Genomic DNA, 16,815 nt, shown 5'->3' on the forward strand with positions numbered 1-16,815 from the left:
CGCTCAGCTCGGCGAACGCAGGTAGTCCACCAGGGCGCGCGTGGCCGGATCTGGCCGCGGGGTCAGCAAGGACACCACGATGATGGTCAGGAAGGCGGCAGGCGCGCCGAACACGCCCGCCGCAATGGGCTGTATCCCCCACCACAGTTGGACCGGCTCGGTACGCGCCACGCCGAAGACCCATTCCCGCAACCAGGGCTGCGTATGCGCCATGTAGGCAAAGGTCGTGGCCAGGCCGGCCATCATGCCCAGCGTAGCCCCCCATTTGTTGGCGCGCCGCCAGAAAATGCCCATGACCAGGGCCGGGAAGAACGACGACGCGGCAAATGAAAACGCCGCCGACACCATGAACAGAATGTCCGCTGGCTTGCGCGCCGCGACCCAGGCCGCACCAAATGCCACCAGCAGCAGCAGAATCTTGGACGCCATGACCCGCCTTGCCGCCGACATGCGGGGCGACACCATGCGATACCACATGTCATGCGACAGCGAGTTGGACAGCGTCAGCAGCAACCCGTCGGCAGTGGACAGCGCCGCGGCCAGCCCGCCGGCCGCCACCAGACCGGACACCACATAGGGCAGCCCGCCGATCTCCGGCATGGCAAGCACCACGACGTCCGCCCCCATGCTGATTTCCGCGGCCTGCACGATGCCGTCCCGATTGATGTCCAGCACGTCCAGCAAATTGGCGTCCACCGCGCTCCAGGCATGAACCCAGCTGGGCAGACTGAGAAAACTGCTGCCCACGACCTGGCTGTAGATCTCATACTTGACCAGTAGGGCCAGCGCCGGCGCCATGAAATAAAGCAGCAGGATAAAGAGCAGCGACCAGCACACCGAGCGCCGCGCTTCGGCGACCGAAGGAGTGGTGTAGGAGCGCATCAGAATATGCGGCATGCCCGCCGTGCCCAGCATCAGGCAAAGCACTAGCGCCAGAAAGTTGATCCGCATGTTCTCGCGATCGCGCGCTTGTTCGGCGGGATAGGGTTCGGCATGTGGCACGGGCGGCGCGGCGCGAGCCTCGAACACCGCCTTGGCCTGCGACCAGAGCGTCCGCGCATCCTCGACCGTGGCCGGATAGCCGGTCAGCTCGCGCTCCAGCGAGCGGATTTCCACCATGGGCGCATCCGAAGCATTCAAGCGCGCCAGCCGGGTCCGCAGCTTTTCTTTCTCTTCCGTCCACGAGCGTGGCAGATTCTGCAAGCGGCTGTCCATCTCCGCAGCCCGCTCGGCCCACAGATGACGCACTTCGATTTCATTGGGATCGATGACCAGCGCGCGCTCTTTTTCCGTGATCTCCTGCAATAGCGGCGCGCCCGAGAATTGCGGCAAGGGGGCATCGGTATGCTTGACCGACAGCCACACCACGGGCACCAGATAGGCAATCACCAGAATGATGTACTGCCCCACCTGCGTCCAAGTGACGGCGCGCATCCCGCCCAGGAAGGAGCACACCAGCATGCCGCCAAGCGCCACGAATATGCCCAGCTCGAAGGAGATCCCCGTCAAGCGGGTGGTGATGATGCCGACGCCATAGATCTGCGCCACCAGGTAGGTGAACGAACACAGGATGGCGCAGGCAACGCCCGCCAGACGTGGCAAATTCCCGCCGTAGCGCACCCCCAGGAAGTCCGGGATGGTGTACTGGCCGAATTTGCGCAGGTAAGGCGCCAGCAGCAGCGCCACGAGCACAAAACCGCCCGTCCAGCCCATGATGTAAGCCAGGCCGCCATAGCCGGTCAGATAGAGCGTGCCCGCCACGCCGATGAAGGAGGCCACCGACATCCAATCGGCGGCCGTGGCCATCCCGTTGTAGAACGCCGGCACCCGCCGACCCGCTACGTAGTACTCCACCTGGTCGGACGTGCGGCACACGATGCCTATGCTGGCGTACAGGCAGACCGTGACGAGCAAAAAGACATAACCGATCCACGCGCGCGGCATCCCCATTACTTCGGCAGCCGCCAGCAGCAGGATCAGCGCCACGAAGCCCAGTGTGTACAGCGCGTAGATCCACCTCAGGCGGCGCTCGAACTCCTGCGAACTCGATCCCGAAAACGGCATCATTCGCTCCGCCGGGCCCGCGCATCGGCGCGGTTGGTGACGAAGGCGTAGATGGCGATGATGACGAGATAGGCGGCTGGCGCGCCGTAGGCAGCCATCCAGAAGGCAAATGGCCAGCCAAAGAAGTCAAAGCGCCACTGGCGTGCGAAATAGGCGGGCAGGAAGGTCAACGCGGCCCAGGTGGCCAGCAGCACGCCGATCAGCCGCAGATTGCGGCGCCAATAGGGCGTGGAGTGAGTACTTGCATCGCGAGTCTCTTGCATCGCTGTCCGTTCTTGTGCGGCACGCGCGGCCTGGCGGCAACCCTAGCACGGCGTCCCGAAAGCGACAACGGCCGACACCAAGGTGCCGGCCGTTGCGCGTTTTACTTTTTATTTTTGGTACTGCTTCATTTTTTAACCGGTGCCGCCGGCTTTTTTTTGATGCCCATGCAGGGCTTTGTCTCCTCACCTGCATGGGACGAAATTCTGCACCAGATACGGGCTTGTCACACTAGGGGAATGCCCTAATTCGGCGCATTTATTTCGATATTACTGGCACCAATATGGTGCATTACATCAAAAAACCCGCGAAATCCCCTGCGGGACAGCGATTTCACCGACCAATCTTTGCGACCGGCCCAGAAACCGCTGCCGGTTTTGCGAACGTCGGAGTGTATGCCCCATATTGGGGCATACAGGGTAAGGCTCACATGTTCTGGATCATTTGCTGGCCGAAGCCGGAGCAAGAGACCTGCACCGCACCGGGCAACAGGCGTGCGAAGTCATAGGTGACATGCTTGGACTGGATGGTCTTTTCCATGCTGGAAATGATGAGATCGGCCGCCTCGATCCAGCCCATGTGACGCAACATCATTTCGGCCGACAGAATCTCCGAGCCCGGATTGACGTAGTCCTTGCCCGCGTACTTGGGCGCCGAGCCGTGCGTGGCCTCGAACATCGCCACGGAATCCGAAATATTGCCCCCGGGAGCGATGCCGATACCGCCGACCTGCGCGGCCACCGCGTCGGAAATGTAATCGCCATTCAGATTGAGCGTGGCGATGACGTCGCACTCCTTGGGCCGCATCAACACTTGCTGCAGGAAGGCATCGGCGATGATGTCCTTGATGAGGATGTCGCGGCCAGTCCTGGGGTTTTTCAGTTTGCACCACGGACCATTGTCCACCAGTTGCGCGCCAAACTCGCGCTGCGCCAGCGCATAGCCCCAATCGCGAAACCCACCCTCGGTGAACTTCATGATGTTGCCCTTGTGCACCAGCGTCACCGAACTGCGGTCATGATCGATGGCGTACTGAATCGCCTTGCGCACGAGACGTTCCGTGCCCTCGCGCGACACCGGTTTGATGCCGATGGACGCGCTGTCGGGAAAGCGGATCTGGGTCACGCCCAGTTCGTCCTGAAGAAAGCCGATCAGCTTGCGCGCCTCGGGCGTGCCAGCCATGTACTCGATACCCGCGTAAATATCCTCGGAGTTCTCACGAAAGAGCACCACATTGGTGTTCTGCGGTTCGCGCACCGGCGACGGCACACCGCTGAAATAGCGCACCGGGCGAACGCAGGCGTACAGATCCAACCGCTGGCGCAAGGCTACGTTCAGCGAGCGGATGCCACCGCCGACCGGCGTGGTGATGGGGCCTTTGATGGAGACGACGTAGTCGCGCACCACCTCCAGGGTCTCTTCAGGCAGCCAGTTGCCATCGCCATACACCCGCGTGGCCTTCTGCCCGGCATAGACCTCCATCCAGTGGATCCGCCGCTGGCCCGCATAGGCCTTCTCGACCGCCGCATCGACCACTTTGAGCATCACCGGCGTGATATCCGCGCCCGTACCGTCGCCCTCGATATAGGGAATGACGACTTGATCAGGCACGTTCAGGCTGAGATCGGGATTGACGGTGATCTTCTGTCCCGATGCGGGGATCTTGATATGTTGGTACGACATCTTGCTTGCTCCATTCTCCATTGACGCGCGTGCCTGCAGGCGCTGCGGGCGCCGCCGGCGAACATGGGGCCATTCTATAGTGCAAACCTGGGCCCGGCCCGTGGCGCCGGCGGCCGGGGTTAAAATATGGGCCTGCAAGCAATTTCCTCTGGCCGACGATGTTCAATCCCTCGCGCGATCAAGTTCGCGAATTCTTTATCGAAACCTGGCGCAAGCACCGGGCAGCCGAAGTGCTCACGCCACTGGAATCGATGGCCCTGGATTGGATCATCGAGCACCCCGAGTACCACGGCGACCTCGAAAGCCCCGATGCCATGACGGCCGAATACCCGGTCGAAAACGGCCGCACCAATCCCTTCCTGCATCTGTCCATGCATCTGGCCATCGCGGAGCAATTGTCCATCGACCATCCGCGCGGCATCCGCGACGCCTACCAGAAGTTGGTGCGCCGCATGGATGCGCACCAGGCCGCCCACGAGATCATGGAATGCCTGGGCCAGGTGGTCTGGGAAGCACAGCGCCTGGGCGTCGCACTCGACAGCGATGTCTACATCGACCTCATCCGCCAGCGCGCAGAGCGCTGAAACCCCTATTTATGCACGCTCAGCGGGCCGGGCAATGAGGCCAGCCACGCCGTGACATTGTCGATATCCTGATCCGACAGTTGTGCTGCGAAGGCGCCCATGATGGGGTTCTTGCGCACATTGGCCGTCGCGGCGCTGCCCGCCGCACCGCGCTTGTAAGCCTTGAGCGCGTGGGCCAGATAGTCCGCGTGCTGGCCCGCCAGCACGGGATACTCAGGCTGCACCGAATTGCGTGCATCCGCGCCGTGGCAGGAGGCACAGTTGAATTTTTCGAACACCGCGCGCCCGGCGGCCAGATCCTGGGCCTGCGCCGATGCCACCATCAAGCCTGCGCCCGCGAGGGCAAACATCAAGCGTTTCATGGTTTGCCCCGTTTATTTGAGTTGCGAGTAGTACGCGGCCAGATCGGCGATGTCCTGATCCGACAGGCTGCCGGCGATGGCATCCATCGTCGGATGACTGCGCGTGCCTTTCTTGTACTCATTGAGGGCCGCCTCGATGTACTTGGCGTTCTGCCCGGCAATCATGGGGACGTGATAGAGCTCGGGGAACGAGGCCTTGTAGCCAGGAATGCCATGACAGCCGATGCACATCGAGATCTTGTCGCGGGCATTCTGGACATTGCCGGCCACTGGCGTGTCCGCGGCCCATAACGGGCCGGAGATCGAACAGGAGGCGACTACGGACAGCACATACAACTTGCACTTCATAGAGGTTCGAGACTTCATTGGAGTGACTCTTGGAATGGCTGAAACGGGGCGATGAAAGGCTTCGGGCCAAGCCCGGCCGCAAATCCAGGCGATTGTACGATAATTGCTTCGAAATCCCGCCTTTTGCCGGCCCGCCGCACGGGCGGGCTAACCCGCATAGCCTAACCCGACTTTCGAACCATGTCTCAGTCCACCCCCGCAGCAAGGCCCGAACGTTTCGACGGCACCGACCGCTACGTTGCCACCGATGATCTCAAACTCGCCGTCAACGCCGCGCTGACGCTGCAACGCCCCCTGCTGATCAAGGGCGAGCCTGGCACGGGCAAAACCATGCTGGCCGAGGAGGTCGCCCGCGCGCTGGGCCGGCCTTTGCTGCAATGGCATATCAAGTCCACCACCAAGGCGCATCAGGGTCTGTACGAGTACGACGCGGTGTCGCGCCTGCGCGACTCGCAACTGGGCGACGAGAAAGTCCGCGACATCCGCAACTACATCGTGCAGGGCACGCTGTGGCAGGCCTTCACCGCCGACGAGCCGGTCGTGCTGCTCATCGACGAGATCGACAAAGCCGATATCGAATTCCCCAACGACTTGCTGCGCGAACTGGACCGCATGGAATTCCATGTCTACGAAACGCGCGAGACCATCGCCGCCCGCCATCGCCCGCTGGTCATCATTACGTCCAATAACGAGAAGGACCTGCCCGACGCGTTCCTGCGCCGCTGCTTCTTCCACTACATCCGCTTCCCCGAGCGCGAAACCATGCGCGACATCGTGGCGGTGCACTTCCCGCAACTGCGCGAGGACGTGTTGCGCGCCGCGCTGGACACCTTCTTCGCCCTGCGCGATGCACCGGGCTTGAAGAAAAAGCCGTCCACCTCGGAGCTGCTGGATTGGCTGCGCCTGTTGCTGGCCGAAGGGGTTGAGGCCGAACGCATCAGCGCGCACACCGCCGTGCCCATCATGGCGGGCGCCCTGCTCAAGAACGAACAGGATGTCCAGTTGCTGGAGCGGCTCTCCAGCGTCGCCCGCAACGCACAACGCCGCTGACCGCGATGCTGACCGACTTCTTCTATCACCTGCGCGCGCATCGCCTGCCCGTCTCGGTCAACGAGTACCTGACCTTGCTGCAAGCCCTGCGCACCCAGGTCATGCCGCCGACGCTGGACGATTTCTACTTTCTCGCCCGCACGACGCTGATCAAGGACGAAAGCCTCTTTGACCGGTATGACCAAGCCTTCGGCAGCTATTACAAGAAGATCGAGGCCGCCCTGCCCCCCCAGGATGAAATTCCGCTGGACTGGCTCATCAAGGAATTCGAAAAGCAGCTGAGCGCGGAGGAAAAAGCCGCCATCCAGCGCCATGGCTGGGACAAACTCATGGAGTTGTTCAAGGAGCGCCTGGCCGAACAGAAAGAACGCCACGCAGGCGGCAACAAATGGATAGGCACCGGCGGCAGCTCGGCCTTCGGCAATGGCGGCTACCACCCCGAAGGCATCCGGGTGGGCGGCGAGTCGGCAGGCCATCGCACCGGCGTCAAGGTCTGGGAAGCCCGGCAGTTCCGCGACTATGACGACCAGCTTGAACTCGGCACGCGCAACTTCAAAGTGGCCTTGCGCCGGTTACGGCGTTTTGCCCGCGAAGGCGCGGACATGGAACTGGATCTGGACGACACCATCGCCAGCACGGCGCGCAACGCCGGCTACCTGGATCTGCGGCTGGTGCCCGAACGGCGCAACAACATCAAAGTGCTCATGCTGCTGGATGTCGGCGGCAGCATGGACGATCACATTGCCCGCATCGAGGAGTTATTCTCGGCCGCACGCAGCGAGTTCCACAACCTGGAGGTCTATTACTTCCACAATTGCCCCTACGAATCGCTGTGGCAAAGCAATAGCCGCCGCCAGAACGAGCGGTTTGACACCTGGGATGTGCTGCGCAAGTACAACCCGGACTGGCGCCTGATCATCGTCGGCGATGCCACCATGAGCCCGTACGAGATCGTGCATCCGGGCGGCTCGGTGGAGCATTACAACAAGGAAGCGGGCGCGGTATGGATGCGCCGCCTGCTCGACGCCTGGCCCAAGGCCGTCTGGCTCAATCCCGAGCCGTCAGCCTATTGGCAGTACCGGCAGTCGATCGCGCTCATGCGTGACATCATGCAGCAGCGGATGTTTCCGGTGACCGTGGCCGGGCTTGAGCAGGCCATGCGGCTGCTGGCGAAATAAGCCCGCTCAGGCAGCCCGGCTGTCCGCCCTGGCGGCGGGGCAACCGCTCCAGGCGATTTCCGCCGCATCCATGTCCAGATCGAACGCATCATTGGCGGCCACGCCGCGTGCGACCTCCACCTCCAGCACATGCCCGGAAAACCCGCAGGGCTGCACGCCCGGCTCGCGGCAGTAACGCGCGCCGCTGACATCGACCACGTAAGTGGTCGCGTCATGGGTCAGGATGGCGACATAACGGCCATCCTCACTGGCATAGGCGTAGCGGAACTGCCCGCGAAGATGATCACGTGAGACGGAGCGGCCCAGCAGAAAGGAAAGGGCTCGCGTGACGGTGTCGGTCAACATGGGGAAACATCCTCCTGATGATGCGCGGCGGCGGCAGGCCGCCACGGCTAGAGGCGCGATCTGACAAGCGCACACCCCGCAGCAGCGGGCGCCGCGGGCACGGTGTGCAGGCGATGGACGGGCAGCCAAAAGAGCTGTCGCGCAACCCGTCTGGGTGGATGTCGATTTGTCCACTATGCTCAGGGTACTGCGAGGGCTGCGTCCCCTACAACCCGGCAAGCTGCAACAGGGCGGGCCGAACCTTTTCAAACGTATACACTCCAAGCCACTTCGCCGTTGTAAAGGATCCTCAACATGCGTCTTACGCTGACCGGCCTCGCCAGCCGCCTGAGTGCCGTGCTGATCGCCTCGTTCATGAGCCTGCAGGTCGGGGCTGCCCCGTCCCCCAAGGCCACCGAGGTCACCTCGATCGAGGGCATCACGGAATACAAACTGGACAATGGCCTGCGGGTCCTGCTGGTACCCGACTCGTCCAAGCCCACCACCACGGTCAACATGACCTACCTGGTGGGTTCGCGCAACGAGAACTACGGCCAGACGGGCATGGCCCACCTGCTGGAGCACATGCTCTTCAAGGGTACGCCCGATACGCGCAACGCGCTGGGCGAATTCTCCCGCCGGGGGCTGCAAGCCAACGGGTCCACATCCACCGACCGCACCAATTATTTCGCCAGCTTCGCCGCCAATCCGGAAACCCTGCGCTGGTATCTGGGCTGGCAGGCCGATGCCATGGTCAACTCCCTGATCGCCAAGGAAGACCTGGATTCGGAGATGACGGTGGTGCGCAATGAGATGGAAAGCGGCGAGAACAGCCCTTTCCGCGTGCTCATGCAAAAGATGCAGGCCGCCGCCTACCAATGGCATAACTACGGCAAGAACACCATCGGCGCGCGCTCGGACGTCGAAAATGTCGATGTCGCGCAGTTGCGGGCCTTCTACCACGAGTACTACCAGCCCGATAACGCGGTGCTCATCGTCGCGGGCAAGTTCGACACCAAGACCGTGCTGGCCGACATCGAAGCGACTTTGGGCAAACTGCCCAAGCCCAAGCGCCAGCTGCGCCGCGAATACACCGTCGAGCCGGCTCAGGATGGCGAGCGCTCCGTGACGCTGCGCCGTGCGGGCGGCACGCCGCTGGTCGCGGCCATGTACCACATCCCGGCGGCAGGCAGCCCGGATTTCATCCCGATGGATCTGGCCACCGTGATGCTGTCGGACACGCCGTCCGGCCGCCTCTACCATGCGCTGGTGCCCACCAAACTGGCCTCCGGCGTGTTCGGTTTCACCATGGATCAGCGTGACCCCGGCGTGGCCATGTTCGGCGCCCAACTGCAGCCCGGCATGAACGAAGACACCGCGCTCGACACCCTGACCAAGACGCTCGAGACCACGTCGAGCCATCCCTTCACCAGCGAAGAGCTCGAGCGCGCCCGCAATAAGTGGCTCACCGCTTGGCAGCAGACCTACAGCGATCCGGAAAAAGTCGGTGTGGCGCTTTCCGAGGCCATCGCCACGGGTGACTGGCGCCTGTTCTTCCTGCAACGCGACCGGGCCCGCGATGCCAAGCTGTCCGACGTCCAGCGGGTCGCCGACGCCTATCTGCGACCGAGCAACCGGATTTCCGGCCGCTATATCCCGACGGACAAGCCGCAGCGCGCCCCTCAGGACGCGCGCCCCGACCTCACGGCCGTTTTCAAGGATTACAAAGGGGATCCCAACTTCAAGGCTGTCGATGCCTTCGACCCGACGCCGGCCAATATCGACAAGCTGACGCTGCGGCGCCAGCTGGATCTGGCCAACGGCCCGGTCGAGCTGGCCCTGTTGCCCAAGGCCACGCGCGGTGACCGCGTACAGGCCGATCTGCTGGTGCAGTTCGGCAATGTCGACAGCCTGCGCGGCCAGCGCACGGCCATCAGTGCCGTGGCGGACCTGTTGGCCCGCGGTACGGCCTCCCTGACACGCCAGCAGATCAGCGACCGCATCGATCAACTGCAGGCCGACGTTTCCATCAGCGGCGCGGGCACCGACCTGGTCATCAGTATGTCGACCACCGGGCAGAATCTGCCGGAACTGATCGCGTTGATGCTCGATGTCACGCGCAACGCCAACTTCCCGCAAGAGCAGCTCGACGAGTACAAGCGCCAGTCGGCCACGGCCATCCAGAGCGCCATGACCGAACCCACCGCCCTGGCCTCCCGCGCGCTGGCTCGTCACGACAACCCCTGGAAGGCCGACGACATCCGCTATGTGCCCACCTTCGACGAAGCGCTGGCCAATGTGCGCGGCCTGACGCGTGAATCGCTGGTCCAGGCCCACGAGCGCTTCTATGGCGCCGGCCAGATCAAGTTCTCGGCCGTCGGGGCTTTCGACCCTGCCGCCGTCGAGGCCGCCCTGAAGAAGGGGCTGGACGGCTGGAAGCGCGCGCCGGCCTATACGCGCGTTCCCGATCCTTTCCGCGCAGTCAAGGCCGAGCGCTTCACCATCGAAACGCCCGACAAGGCCAATGCCTTCTACATCTCGCGCATGGGCCTTGAGATGCAGGACAGCAACGCCGATTACGTGCCGCTCTATCTGGCCAACTTCCTGCTGGGCACCTCCGAGACCTCGCGCCTGTGGCACCGTGTGCGCGAGACCGATGGCCTGTCGTACAACGTGCGCAGCAACCTGTCGATCTCCTCGTACGAGCCCAACTCGAGCTGGACGATCTACGCCATCTACGCCCCCGAGAACCGGGCCCGGGTCGAAACGGCAATCTCAGAAGAGCTGGCACGCGTTCTCAAGGATGGCTTCAGCGACAAGGAAGTGCAGGACGGCATCGTCGCCCTGCTCAACTACCGCAGCCTGGCGCGCGCGCAAGACGATGTCCTGGCATCGAACTGGATGAGCTACCTGCGCACCAAACGCAGCTTTGCCTGGTCCGCCGAAGTCGACAAAAAACTCGCCGCGCTCACGCCGGCCGAGGTCAACGCCGCGCTCAAGAAGTACCTGAAACCCGCCAGTTTCAGCACGGCGGTCGCGGGCGACTTCGACAAAAAGAAAGCCACGCCCTAAACCCGGGCTTGCCGGCCCCCGTCATCCGCTTCGGATGCCGGGGGCTTTTTGTTGACCCGCCCCCGGCACCTGGCCCCGCGCGAGCCACAAAAAAAGGCCTGATCCCGGCAGTGCCGCGGACCAGGCCTTCGAGACGCGCGCGCTACACGCGCCGCGCCGCCTTTAGCTGAAGAACTCCTTGACGCGATCCGTCCAGGATTTGCTTTGCGGCGAATGGCGGTCGCCGCCGTCGTTCAGCGATGCTTCGAACTGGCGCAGAATGCTCTTTTGCTCGTCGCTCAGACGCACCGGGGTCTCGACCACCACATGGCAGTAGAGATCGCCCGGATACGAGGCGCGCACCCCACGTATCCCCTTGCCGCGCAGACGGAAGGTCTTGCCCGATTGCGTGCCCTCGGGGATGGAGATCTCGGCTTTGCCGCCCAGCGTGGGCACCTGCAACTCGCCGCCCAGCGCCGCCGTCGTAAACGGGATGGTCAGCTCGCAGTGCAGATCATCGTTGTCGCGCTGGAAGATGCGATGCTGCTGGATATGGATCTCGACGTAGAGATCCCCGGCGGGTCCGCCGTTGACACCAGGCTCGCCGTTGCCAGCCGAACGAATGCGCATCCCGTCATCGATACCGGCCGGAATCTTGACCTGCAGCGTCTTGTTGCGGCGCGTACGGCCCACGCCATCACAGCTCGGGCAGGGGTCGGTGATTTCTTTGCCATTGCCGTGGCAGGTCGGGCAGGTCTGCTGAACGCTGAAGAAACCTTGCTGCATGCGCACGGCGCCTGAGCCGCCGCAGGTGCGGCAGGTCTTGGGCGAGGTGCCCGGCTTGGCGCCAGACCCGTGGCAGGTGTCGCAGTTTTCCCAACTGGGCACGCGAATCTCGGTCTCGAAACCCGCCGCCGCCTGTTCCAGGGTGATTTCCAGCCCGTACTTCAGGTCGGCGCCGCGGTAGACCTGCGGCCCACCGCCGCCGCCCCGCCGGCCACCGCCGAAAATTTCGCCAAAAATATCGCCAAAGGCGTCGGCGAATCCGCCGCCCATGCCTGCGCCGCCCATGCCCGCGGCATTGGGATCCACGCCCGCATGGCCGTAGCGGTCGTAAGCAGCGCGCTTTTGTTCGTCGCCCAGAACCTCGTAGGCCTCTTTGGCCTCCTTGAATTTTTCCTCGGCGTCCTTGTTACCCGGATTACGGTCCGGGTGGTACTTCATGGCCAGCTTCCGGTAGGCCTTCTTCAGTTCGTCGTCCGAGGCGTTTTTGGCCACACCCAGGACTTCGTAAAAATCGCGTTTTGCCATGATCAATCAGGGCTCCGGAAAGAGCCAATTTTTAGGGACGGATAAAAAGCATGCGCCCGATAACCAGAGTCCAGTTACCGGGCGAAGCCTTACATCATAGAACGAACATCAGTTGTCGCGCTTGACTTCCTTGAAGTCGGCGTCGACGACGTTGTCATCCACCGGCTTGGCGTTATCCGCCGCTTGCTGCTGAGCCGACTGTTGCGCGGCCTGCTGGGCCTGCGCATCGGCGTACATCTTCTCGCCCAGTTTTTGCGAGGCCTGGGTCAGCGTTTCGACTTTGGCATCGATCTGCGCCTTGTCACCGGTCTGCAGGACGTCCTCGACTTCCTTGAGCGCCTTCTCGATGCTTTCCTTGTCGGCCGCGTCGAGCTTGTCGCCGTATTCGGTCAAGGACTTGCGGGTGGCGTGGACCAGGCCATCGGCCTGATTGCGCGCCAGCGCCAGTTCGGCGATGCGGTGATCTTCCTCGGCGTTGGCCTCGGCATCCTTGACCATGCGCTGGATCTCGTCTTCCGACAGACCCGAGTTGGCCTTGATGGTGATCTTGTTTTCCTTGCCGGTGCCCTTGTCCTTGGCCGACACGTGCAGGATGCCGTTGGCATCGATATCGAAGGTGACTTCGATCTGCGGCATGCCGCGCGGCGCCGGCGGGATCCCTTCGAGGTTGAACTCACCCAGGCCCTTGTTGCCGGCAGCGATTTCACGCTCGCCCTGGAAGACCTTGATGGTCACGGCAGGCTGGTTGTCATCGGCCGTCGAGAAGGTCTGCGAGAAGCGGGTCGGGATGGTGGTGTTCTTCTGGATCATCTTGGTCATCACGCCACCCAGGGTTTCGATACCCAGGGACAGCGGGGTGACGTCCAGCAGCAGCACGTCCTTGCGGTCGCCCGACAGCACGGAACCCTGAATGGCGGCGCCAGCGGCGACGGCTTCATCGGGGTTGACGTCCTTGCGCGGATCGCGGCCGAAGAATTCCTTGACCTTCTCTTGCACCTTGGGCATGCGGGTCATGCCGCCGACCAGGATCACGTCGTCGATGTCCGACACCTTGACGCCGGCATCCTTGATGGCGGTGCGGCAAGGCTCGATGGTGCGCTCGATCAGCTCTTCGACCAGCGACTCCAGCTTGGCGCGCGTGATCTTCAAGTTCAGGTGCTTGGGGCCCGAGGCGTCGGCCGTGATGTACGGCAGGTTGATTTCGGTCTGCTGGCTGGAAGACAGCTCGATCTTGGCCTTTTCGGCAGCTTCTTTCAGGCGCTGCAAAGCCAGGACGTCCTTGGACAGGTCCACGCCTTGTTCTTTCTTGAACTCACCGATGATGTAATCGATGATGCGCTGGTCGAAGTCTTCGCCGCCCAGGAAGGTGTCGCCGTTGGTCGACAGCACTTCAAATTGCATTTCGCCATCGACGTCGGCGATTTCGATGATCGAGATATCGAAGGTGCCGCCGCCCAAGTCATAGACAGCGATCTTGCGATCACCCTTTTCGGCCTTGTCCAGGCCGAAAGCCAGCGCGGCCGCGGTCGGCTCGTTGATGATGCGCTTGACCTCGAGCCCGGCGATACGGCCGGCGTCCTTGGTGGCCTGGCGCTGGCTGTCGTTGAAGTAGGCGGGCACCGTGATGACGGCTTCGGTGACCGGCTCGCCCAGGTAGTCCTCGGCGGTCTTCTTCATCTTGCGCAGCACTTCAGCCGACACTTGGGGAGGCGCCTGCTTCTTGCCGCGCACTTCCACCCAGGCGTCGCCGTTGTCGGCCTTGACGATGCTGTAGGGCATCAGGTGGATGTCCTTTTGCACAGCCTTTTCGTCGAACTTGCGGCCGATCAGGCGCTTGACCGCGTACAGGGTGTTCTTGGGATTGGTGACAGCCTGGCGCTTGGCCGGGGCGCCCACCAGGATTTCGCCGTCTTCCATGTAGGCGACGATGGAGGGCGTGGTGCGCGCGCCCTCGGCGTTTTCAATGATCTTGACCTGACCGCCATCCATCACTGCCACGCAGCTGTTGGTCGTACCCAGGTCGATGCCGATGATTTTGCTCATGGTAGGAATACCTTGAAGAATCAGTTATTGATCGAATTAGTCGAAAGAATCACAGTCCCAGCCTAACTGGGGATGACCGCAGGGTTTTTCAAGATCCGGTTTGCAGCCGCCGGATGGCCCCGCTGAATTGCGGCAGACCAGGCCAACCGGTAATCCGGCCCAGGCGCTTGCCGCCACGGAACAGCACAAAGGTAGGCACGCCATGCAGGCCGAAACGCTGTCCCAGTGCGGGGTCCGCGTAGACATCGGCCTGAAACCAGGTCAGGCCCAGCTCCAGCAGCGCGTCGCGATGCAACAGCGCCGTTTGCTTGAAAATATTACAGTTGTAGCAGTCCTCTCCCCAGAGGAAGACACAACGCAGGTCCTCGCCTGCCGCATCGACCACGATCTGGTCGAAGCTGGCGCTCGATACCGGCTGCATGCCGAAGGTATCGAACACCTGGCTGGGGTCGAAGCCGCTCATGGCTGTGCCTTCCGGGGCGGATCAGCCCGCCGACACCACCACCAACGCGGGGCGCAGGGTGCGGTCGGCGATGGCATACCCCTTTTGCAGTACCTGTACCACGGTATTGGCAGGCTGACCGGCCGGTACCGAGGAGATGGCCTGATGCATATGGGGATCGAACTTGTCGCCCTGGGCGGGTGCGATTTCCTTGAGCATATTGCGCTCGAAGGCGCTGCAGAGCTGCTTGAGGGTGACCTCCACGCCTTCGCGCAGCGCCTCGACGGTCTGGTCAGGCTGCGCCAGGGCGGCTTCCAGGCTGTCCTTGACCGGCACCAGGCTTTCGGCAAACGATTCGATGCCGAACTTGCGGGCCTTGGACACATCCTCCTGGGCGCGGCGGCGCACGTTCTCGGCCTCGGCCAGCGCGCGCAGCGCCTGCTCCTGCTGGGCCTGAACCTCGGCCTGGGCGGCAGCCAGCTCGGCGCGCACCGCGGCCAGCTCGGCTTGCAAGTCTTCGGCGGGCAGGTCGGCGTTGCCGTCTTGATCGACAGGCTCTTGAGGTGCCGTCATGAGAGTCCTCCAGAATAGGGATGAATGCGGTATCTGCCCCTAAATGAGGGCCAGTTCTCTGACTTCAAGGGGGCGCCGGCAAAAAAAGACCAGGGCACGGGGCCCTGGCACCTTACTTTTTGCCGGGTTGAGCCGGCGCCGGCGGATCACTGGCCGGAAAGGACTCTTTCAGCGCTTCATCGACCGGATCCGGCCGATCTTCCTCTGGCGTGATGGCGACGGGATCACTGGCGGGAAAGCTCTCCATCAGTGCTTCGTCGAGATCGCGTTCGACCGCATCTTCCTCGAGATTGTCGTGGCCGGGTGCGCCGGAGGTCCCTACTCTGGGGCGGGTGGGAGGTGTCATCTTGCCGTCTCCTTGAAAAGGGTGTTGTGCAATAGACAATGCCTGGACACGCCATGCGGCATGCCAGCCAGCTTCAGTTTACGCGATTCAGGCCGGTCTGACCGGCCAGCCTTGCAACTGCTTTTCCACCAGGTCGGCCAGCCCCTGCACCCACAGCGGGCTGTCATTGAGAGCGGGGATGTAACGAAAGCGCTTGCCGCCCGCCTCCATGAAGGCATGCCGGCACTCCTGATTGATTTCCTCCAGGGTTTCGAGGCAATCGGCCACGAAACCGGGGCACACCACGTCGACCTCGGTCACCCCCTGGCGCGCCAACTCCTTCAGGGTAGGCTCGGTATAGGGCTCCATCCAGCGCGCCGAACCGAAACGACTCTGAAAACACAGCTCCACCTCGTCGTCGGCCAGCCCCAGACGCTCACGCAGCAAGCGGGCCGTCTCGAGGCAATCCCGGTAATAAGGGTCGCCCAGTTCGATGGAGTAACGCGGCAGGCCATGAAAACTCATCAGCAGCTTCTGCGGCTTGCCCTGCTCCTGCCAGAAGCCGCGGATACGCTCGGCCTGGGCGTCGAGATAGGCCGGATCGTCATGGAAGCGCTTGACGAACCGCATCGCCGGCTGATCACGCAGCCGGGCGGCATGACGGGTGACGGCATCGACAGCGGTGGCGGTCGTGCTGGCTGCGTACTGCGGATAAAGCGGCACGGTCAGGATATGGTCGCAGCCCTGCTCGCGCAGACGGGTGATGCCTTCGGCCACGGAGGGATTGCCATAGCGCATCCCCAGGGCCACCGGCACGTCCAGGCCGCGCGCGGCCAGCGTACGGGCCAGGCCCTCGGCCTGCTGGCGGCTATAGACCAGCAAAGGCGAGCCGCCGTCCATCCAGATCCCGGCATAGCGCGGGGCCAGTTTCTTGGGGCGCAGCGTCAGCACCAGGCCATGCAGAATCGGCTTCCAGAGATAGGCCGGAATTTCGATCACCCGGGGATCGGCGAGAAACTCACCCAGATACTTGCGAATATCGGCCTTGGACGGCGTATCCGGGGTCCCGAGATTGACCAGCAGCACCCCCGTGCGGCCGGGCCCGCGCGGCGCGGGATGGTCGTCGAACGGGTCTTCGCCGCGCGCCGGCTCCGCCAGGAAGCGCTCGGGCCACAGGTACTTGAACAGACGAAGAAACACTGACGCCTCCCGGCGG

The 16,815-nt window shown here is 63.1% G+C and carries 16 protein-coding genes; 4 read left to right on the forward strand and 12 right to left on the reverse strand.

Going from position 1 to position 16,815, the window contains the following annotated elements; all coding sequences use genetic code 11:
* Positions 1–3 precede the first annotated feature (3 nt).
* The 3 genes from CAL22_RS16525 to icd form a co-directional block, all read right to left on the reverse strand.
* Positions 4–2,064, reverse strand: a complete 2,061-nt coding sequence (locus CAL22_RS16525; RefSeq protein WP_094815092.1) for a sodium:solute symporter family protein — start codon at positions 2,062–2,064, stop codon at positions 4–6.
* Positions 2,064–2,327, reverse strand: coding sequence for a DUF4212 domain-containing protein (locus CAL22_RS16530; protein ID WP_094815094.1), 264 nt, complete (start codon positions 2,325–2,327; stop codon positions 2,064–2,066). Before CAL22_RS16530 ends, CAL22_RS16525 begins: the two co-directional genes overlap by 1 nt.
* Before the next feature lie 424 nt (positions 2,328–2,751).
* Positions 2,752–4,008, reverse strand: a complete 1,257-nt coding sequence (gene icd / locus CAL22_RS16535) for an NADP-dependent isocitrate dehydrogenase (protein WP_094815096.1) — start codon at positions 4,006–4,008, stop codon at positions 2,752–2,754.
* Positions 4,009–4,166: 158 nt separating this feature from the next.
* Here icd and CAL22_RS16540 point away from each other — a divergent pair, with 158 nt between their 5' ends.
* A complete protein-coding gene (locus tag CAL22_RS16540; RefSeq protein WP_094815098.1) occupies positions 4,167–4,592 on the forward strand; it encodes a DUF1841 family protein in 426 nt (141 codons plus the stop codon).
* 5 nt (positions 4,593–4,597) lie between these two features.
* Here the strand turns inward: CAL22_RS16540 and CAL22_RS16545 are convergent, their stop codons facing one another.
* Together CAL22_RS16545 and CAL22_RS16550 are read right to left on the reverse strand one after the other, a co-directional pair.
* A complete protein-coding gene (locus CAL22_RS16545; protein WP_094815100.1) occupies positions 4,598–4,954 on the reverse strand; it encodes a c-type cytochrome in 357 nt (118 codons plus the stop codon).
* 12 nt (positions 4,955–4,966) lie between these two features.
* Positions 4,967–5,320 (reverse strand): c-type cytochrome, encoded by a 354-nt coding sequence (locus tag CAL22_RS16550; RefSeq protein WP_094815102.1) that lies wholly within the window; start codon positions 5,318–5,320, stop codon positions 4,967–4,969.
* A gap of 162 nt (positions 5,321–5,482) precedes the next feature.
* Between CAL22_RS16550 and CAL22_RS16555 the strand changes: the two genes are divergently transcribed.
* Positions 5,483–6,352, forward strand: a complete 870-nt coding sequence (locus CAL22_RS16555) for an AAA family ATPase (protein ID WP_094815104.1) — start codon at positions 5,483–5,485, stop codon at positions 6,350–6,352.
* Between the two features lie 5 nt (positions 6,353–6,357).
* A complete protein-coding gene (locus tag CAL22_RS16560) occupies positions 6,358–7,530 on the forward strand; it encodes a vWA domain-containing protein (RefSeq protein ID WP_094815106.1) in 1,173 nt (390 codons plus the stop codon).
* 6 nt (positions 7,531–7,536) lie between these two features.
* Here the strand turns inward: CAL22_RS16560 and CAL22_RS16565 are convergent, their stop codons facing one another.
* Positions 7,537–7,875 carry a hypothetical protein gene (locus tag CAL22_RS16565; protein ID WP_094815147.1) on the reverse strand — a complete coding sequence of 113 codons (339 nt, stop codon included), beginning with the start codon at positions 7,873–7,875 and terminating at the stop codon, positions 7,537–7,539.
* Between the two features lie 294 nt (positions 7,876–8,169).
* Here CAL22_RS16565 and CAL22_RS16570 point away from each other — a divergent pair, with 294 nt between their 5' ends.
* Positions 8,170–10,926, forward strand: coding sequence for a M16 family metallopeptidase (locus CAL22_RS16570; RefSeq protein WP_094815149.1), 2,757 nt, complete (start codon positions 8,170–8,172; stop codon positions 10,924–10,926).
* A gap of 162 nt (positions 10,927–11,088) precedes the next feature.
* Here the strand turns inward: CAL22_RS16570 and dnaJ are convergent, their stop codons facing one another.
* The 6 genes from dnaJ to hemH form a co-directional block, all read right to left on the reverse strand.
* On the reverse strand, positions 11,089–12,216 hold the full coding sequence (dnaJ, locus tag CAL22_RS16575; RefSeq protein ID WP_094816723.1) for a molecular chaperone DnaJ: 1,128 nt from the start codon (positions 12,214–12,216) through the stop codon (positions 11,089–11,091).
* A gap of 108 nt (positions 12,217–12,324) precedes the next feature.
* A complete protein-coding gene (dnaK, locus tag CAL22_RS16580; protein ID WP_094815150.1) occupies positions 12,325–14,259 on the reverse strand; it encodes a molecular chaperone DnaK in 1,935 nt (644 codons plus the stop codon).
* Positions 14,260–14,347: 88 nt separating this feature from the next.
* Complete coding sequence (locus CAL22_RS16585; RefSeq protein ID WP_094815152.1) at positions 14,348–14,722, reverse strand: thioredoxin family protein; 375 nt, start codon at positions 14,720–14,722, stop codon at positions 14,348–14,350.
* Positions 14,723–14,743: 21 nt separating this feature from the next.
* Positions 14,744–15,274: a nucleotide exchange factor GrpE gene (gene grpE / locus CAL22_RS16590; protein WP_094815154.1), complete on the reverse strand. Its 531-nt coding sequence runs from the start codon at positions 15,272–15,274 to the stop codon at positions 14,744–14,746.
* 112 nt (positions 15,275–15,386) lie between these two features.
* The gene (locus CAL22_RS16595; RefSeq protein ID WP_094815156.1) at positions 15,387–15,620 is read right to left on the reverse strand and encodes a hypothetical protein; all 234 of its coding nucleotides are present in this window, start codon (positions 15,618–15,620) and stop codon (positions 15,387–15,389) included.
* A gap of 87 nt (positions 15,621–15,707) precedes the next feature.
* Positions 15,708–16,799, reverse strand: coding sequence for a ferrochelatase (hemH, locus tag CAL22_RS16600; protein WP_094815158.1), 1,092 nt, complete (start codon positions 16,797–16,799; stop codon positions 15,708–15,710).
* Positions 16,800–16,815: the final 16 nt, after the last annotated feature.

It is taken from the genome of Bordetella genomosp. 12 (assembly GCF_002261355.1).
In the GTDB taxonomy this organism is placed as follows: domain Bacteria; phylum Pseudomonadota; class Gammaproteobacteria; order Burkholderiales; family Burkholderiaceae_B; genus Bordetella.

Excerpts from the sequence above, each read along its gene's own strand:
- CAL22_RS16525 (WP_094815092.1), bottom strand. The coding sequence starts at position 2,064 with ATGCCGTTTTCGGGATCGAGTTCGCAGGAGTTCGAGCGCCGCCTGAGG.
- CAL22_RS16530 (WP_094815094.1), bottom strand. The coding sequence starts at position 2,327 with ATGCAAGAGACTCGCGATGCAAGTACTCACTCCACGCCCTATTGGCGC.
- icd (WP_094815096.1), bottom strand. The coding sequence starts at position 4,008 with ATGTCGTACCAACATATCAAGATCCCCGCATCGGGACAGAAGATCACC.
- CAL22_RS16540 (WP_094815098.1), top strand. The coding sequence starts at position 4,167 with ATGTTCAATCCCTCGCGCGATCAAGTTCGCGAATTCTTTATCGAAACC.
- CAL22_RS16545 (WP_094815100.1), bottom strand. The coding sequence starts at position 4,954 with ATGAAACGCTTGATGTTTGCCCTCGCGGGCGCAGGCTTGATGGTGGCA.
- CAL22_RS16550 (WP_094815102.1), bottom strand. The coding sequence starts at position 5,320 with ATGAAGTCTCGAACCTCTATGAAGTGCAAGTTGTATGTGCTGTCCGTA.
- CAL22_RS16555 (WP_094815104.1), top strand. The coding sequence starts at position 5,483 with ATGTCTCAGTCCACCCCCGCAGCAAGGCCCGAACGTTTCGACGGCACC.
- CAL22_RS16560 (WP_094815106.1), top strand. The coding sequence starts at position 6,358 with ATGCTGACCGACTTCTTCTATCACCTGCGCGCGCATCGCCTGCCCGTC.
- CAL22_RS16565 (WP_094815147.1), bottom strand. The coding sequence starts at position 7,875 with ATGTTGACCGACACCGTCACGCGAGCCCTTTCCTTTCTGCTGGGCCGC.
- CAL22_RS16570 (WP_094815149.1), top strand. The coding sequence starts at position 8,170 with ATGCGTCTTACGCTGACCGGCCTCGCCAGCCGCCTGAGTGCCGTGCTG.
- dnaJ (WP_094816723.1), bottom strand. The coding sequence starts at position 12,216 with ATGGCAAAACGCGATTTTTACGAAGTCCTGGGTGTGGCCAAAAACGCC.
- dnaK (WP_094815150.1), bottom strand. The coding sequence starts at position 14,259 with ATGAGCAAAATCATCGGCATCGACCTGGGTACGACCAACAGCTGCGTG.
- CAL22_RS16585 (WP_094815152.1), bottom strand. The coding sequence starts at position 14,722 with ATGAGCGGCTTCGACCCCAGCCAGGTGTTCGATACCTTCGGCATGCAG.
- grpE (WP_094815154.1), bottom strand. The coding sequence starts at position 15,274 with ATGACGGCACCTCAAGAGCCTGTCGATCAAGACGGCAACGCCGACCTG.
- CAL22_RS16595 (WP_094815156.1), bottom strand. The coding sequence starts at position 15,620 with ATGACACCTCCCACCCGCCCCAGAGTAGGGACCTCCGGCGCACCCGGC.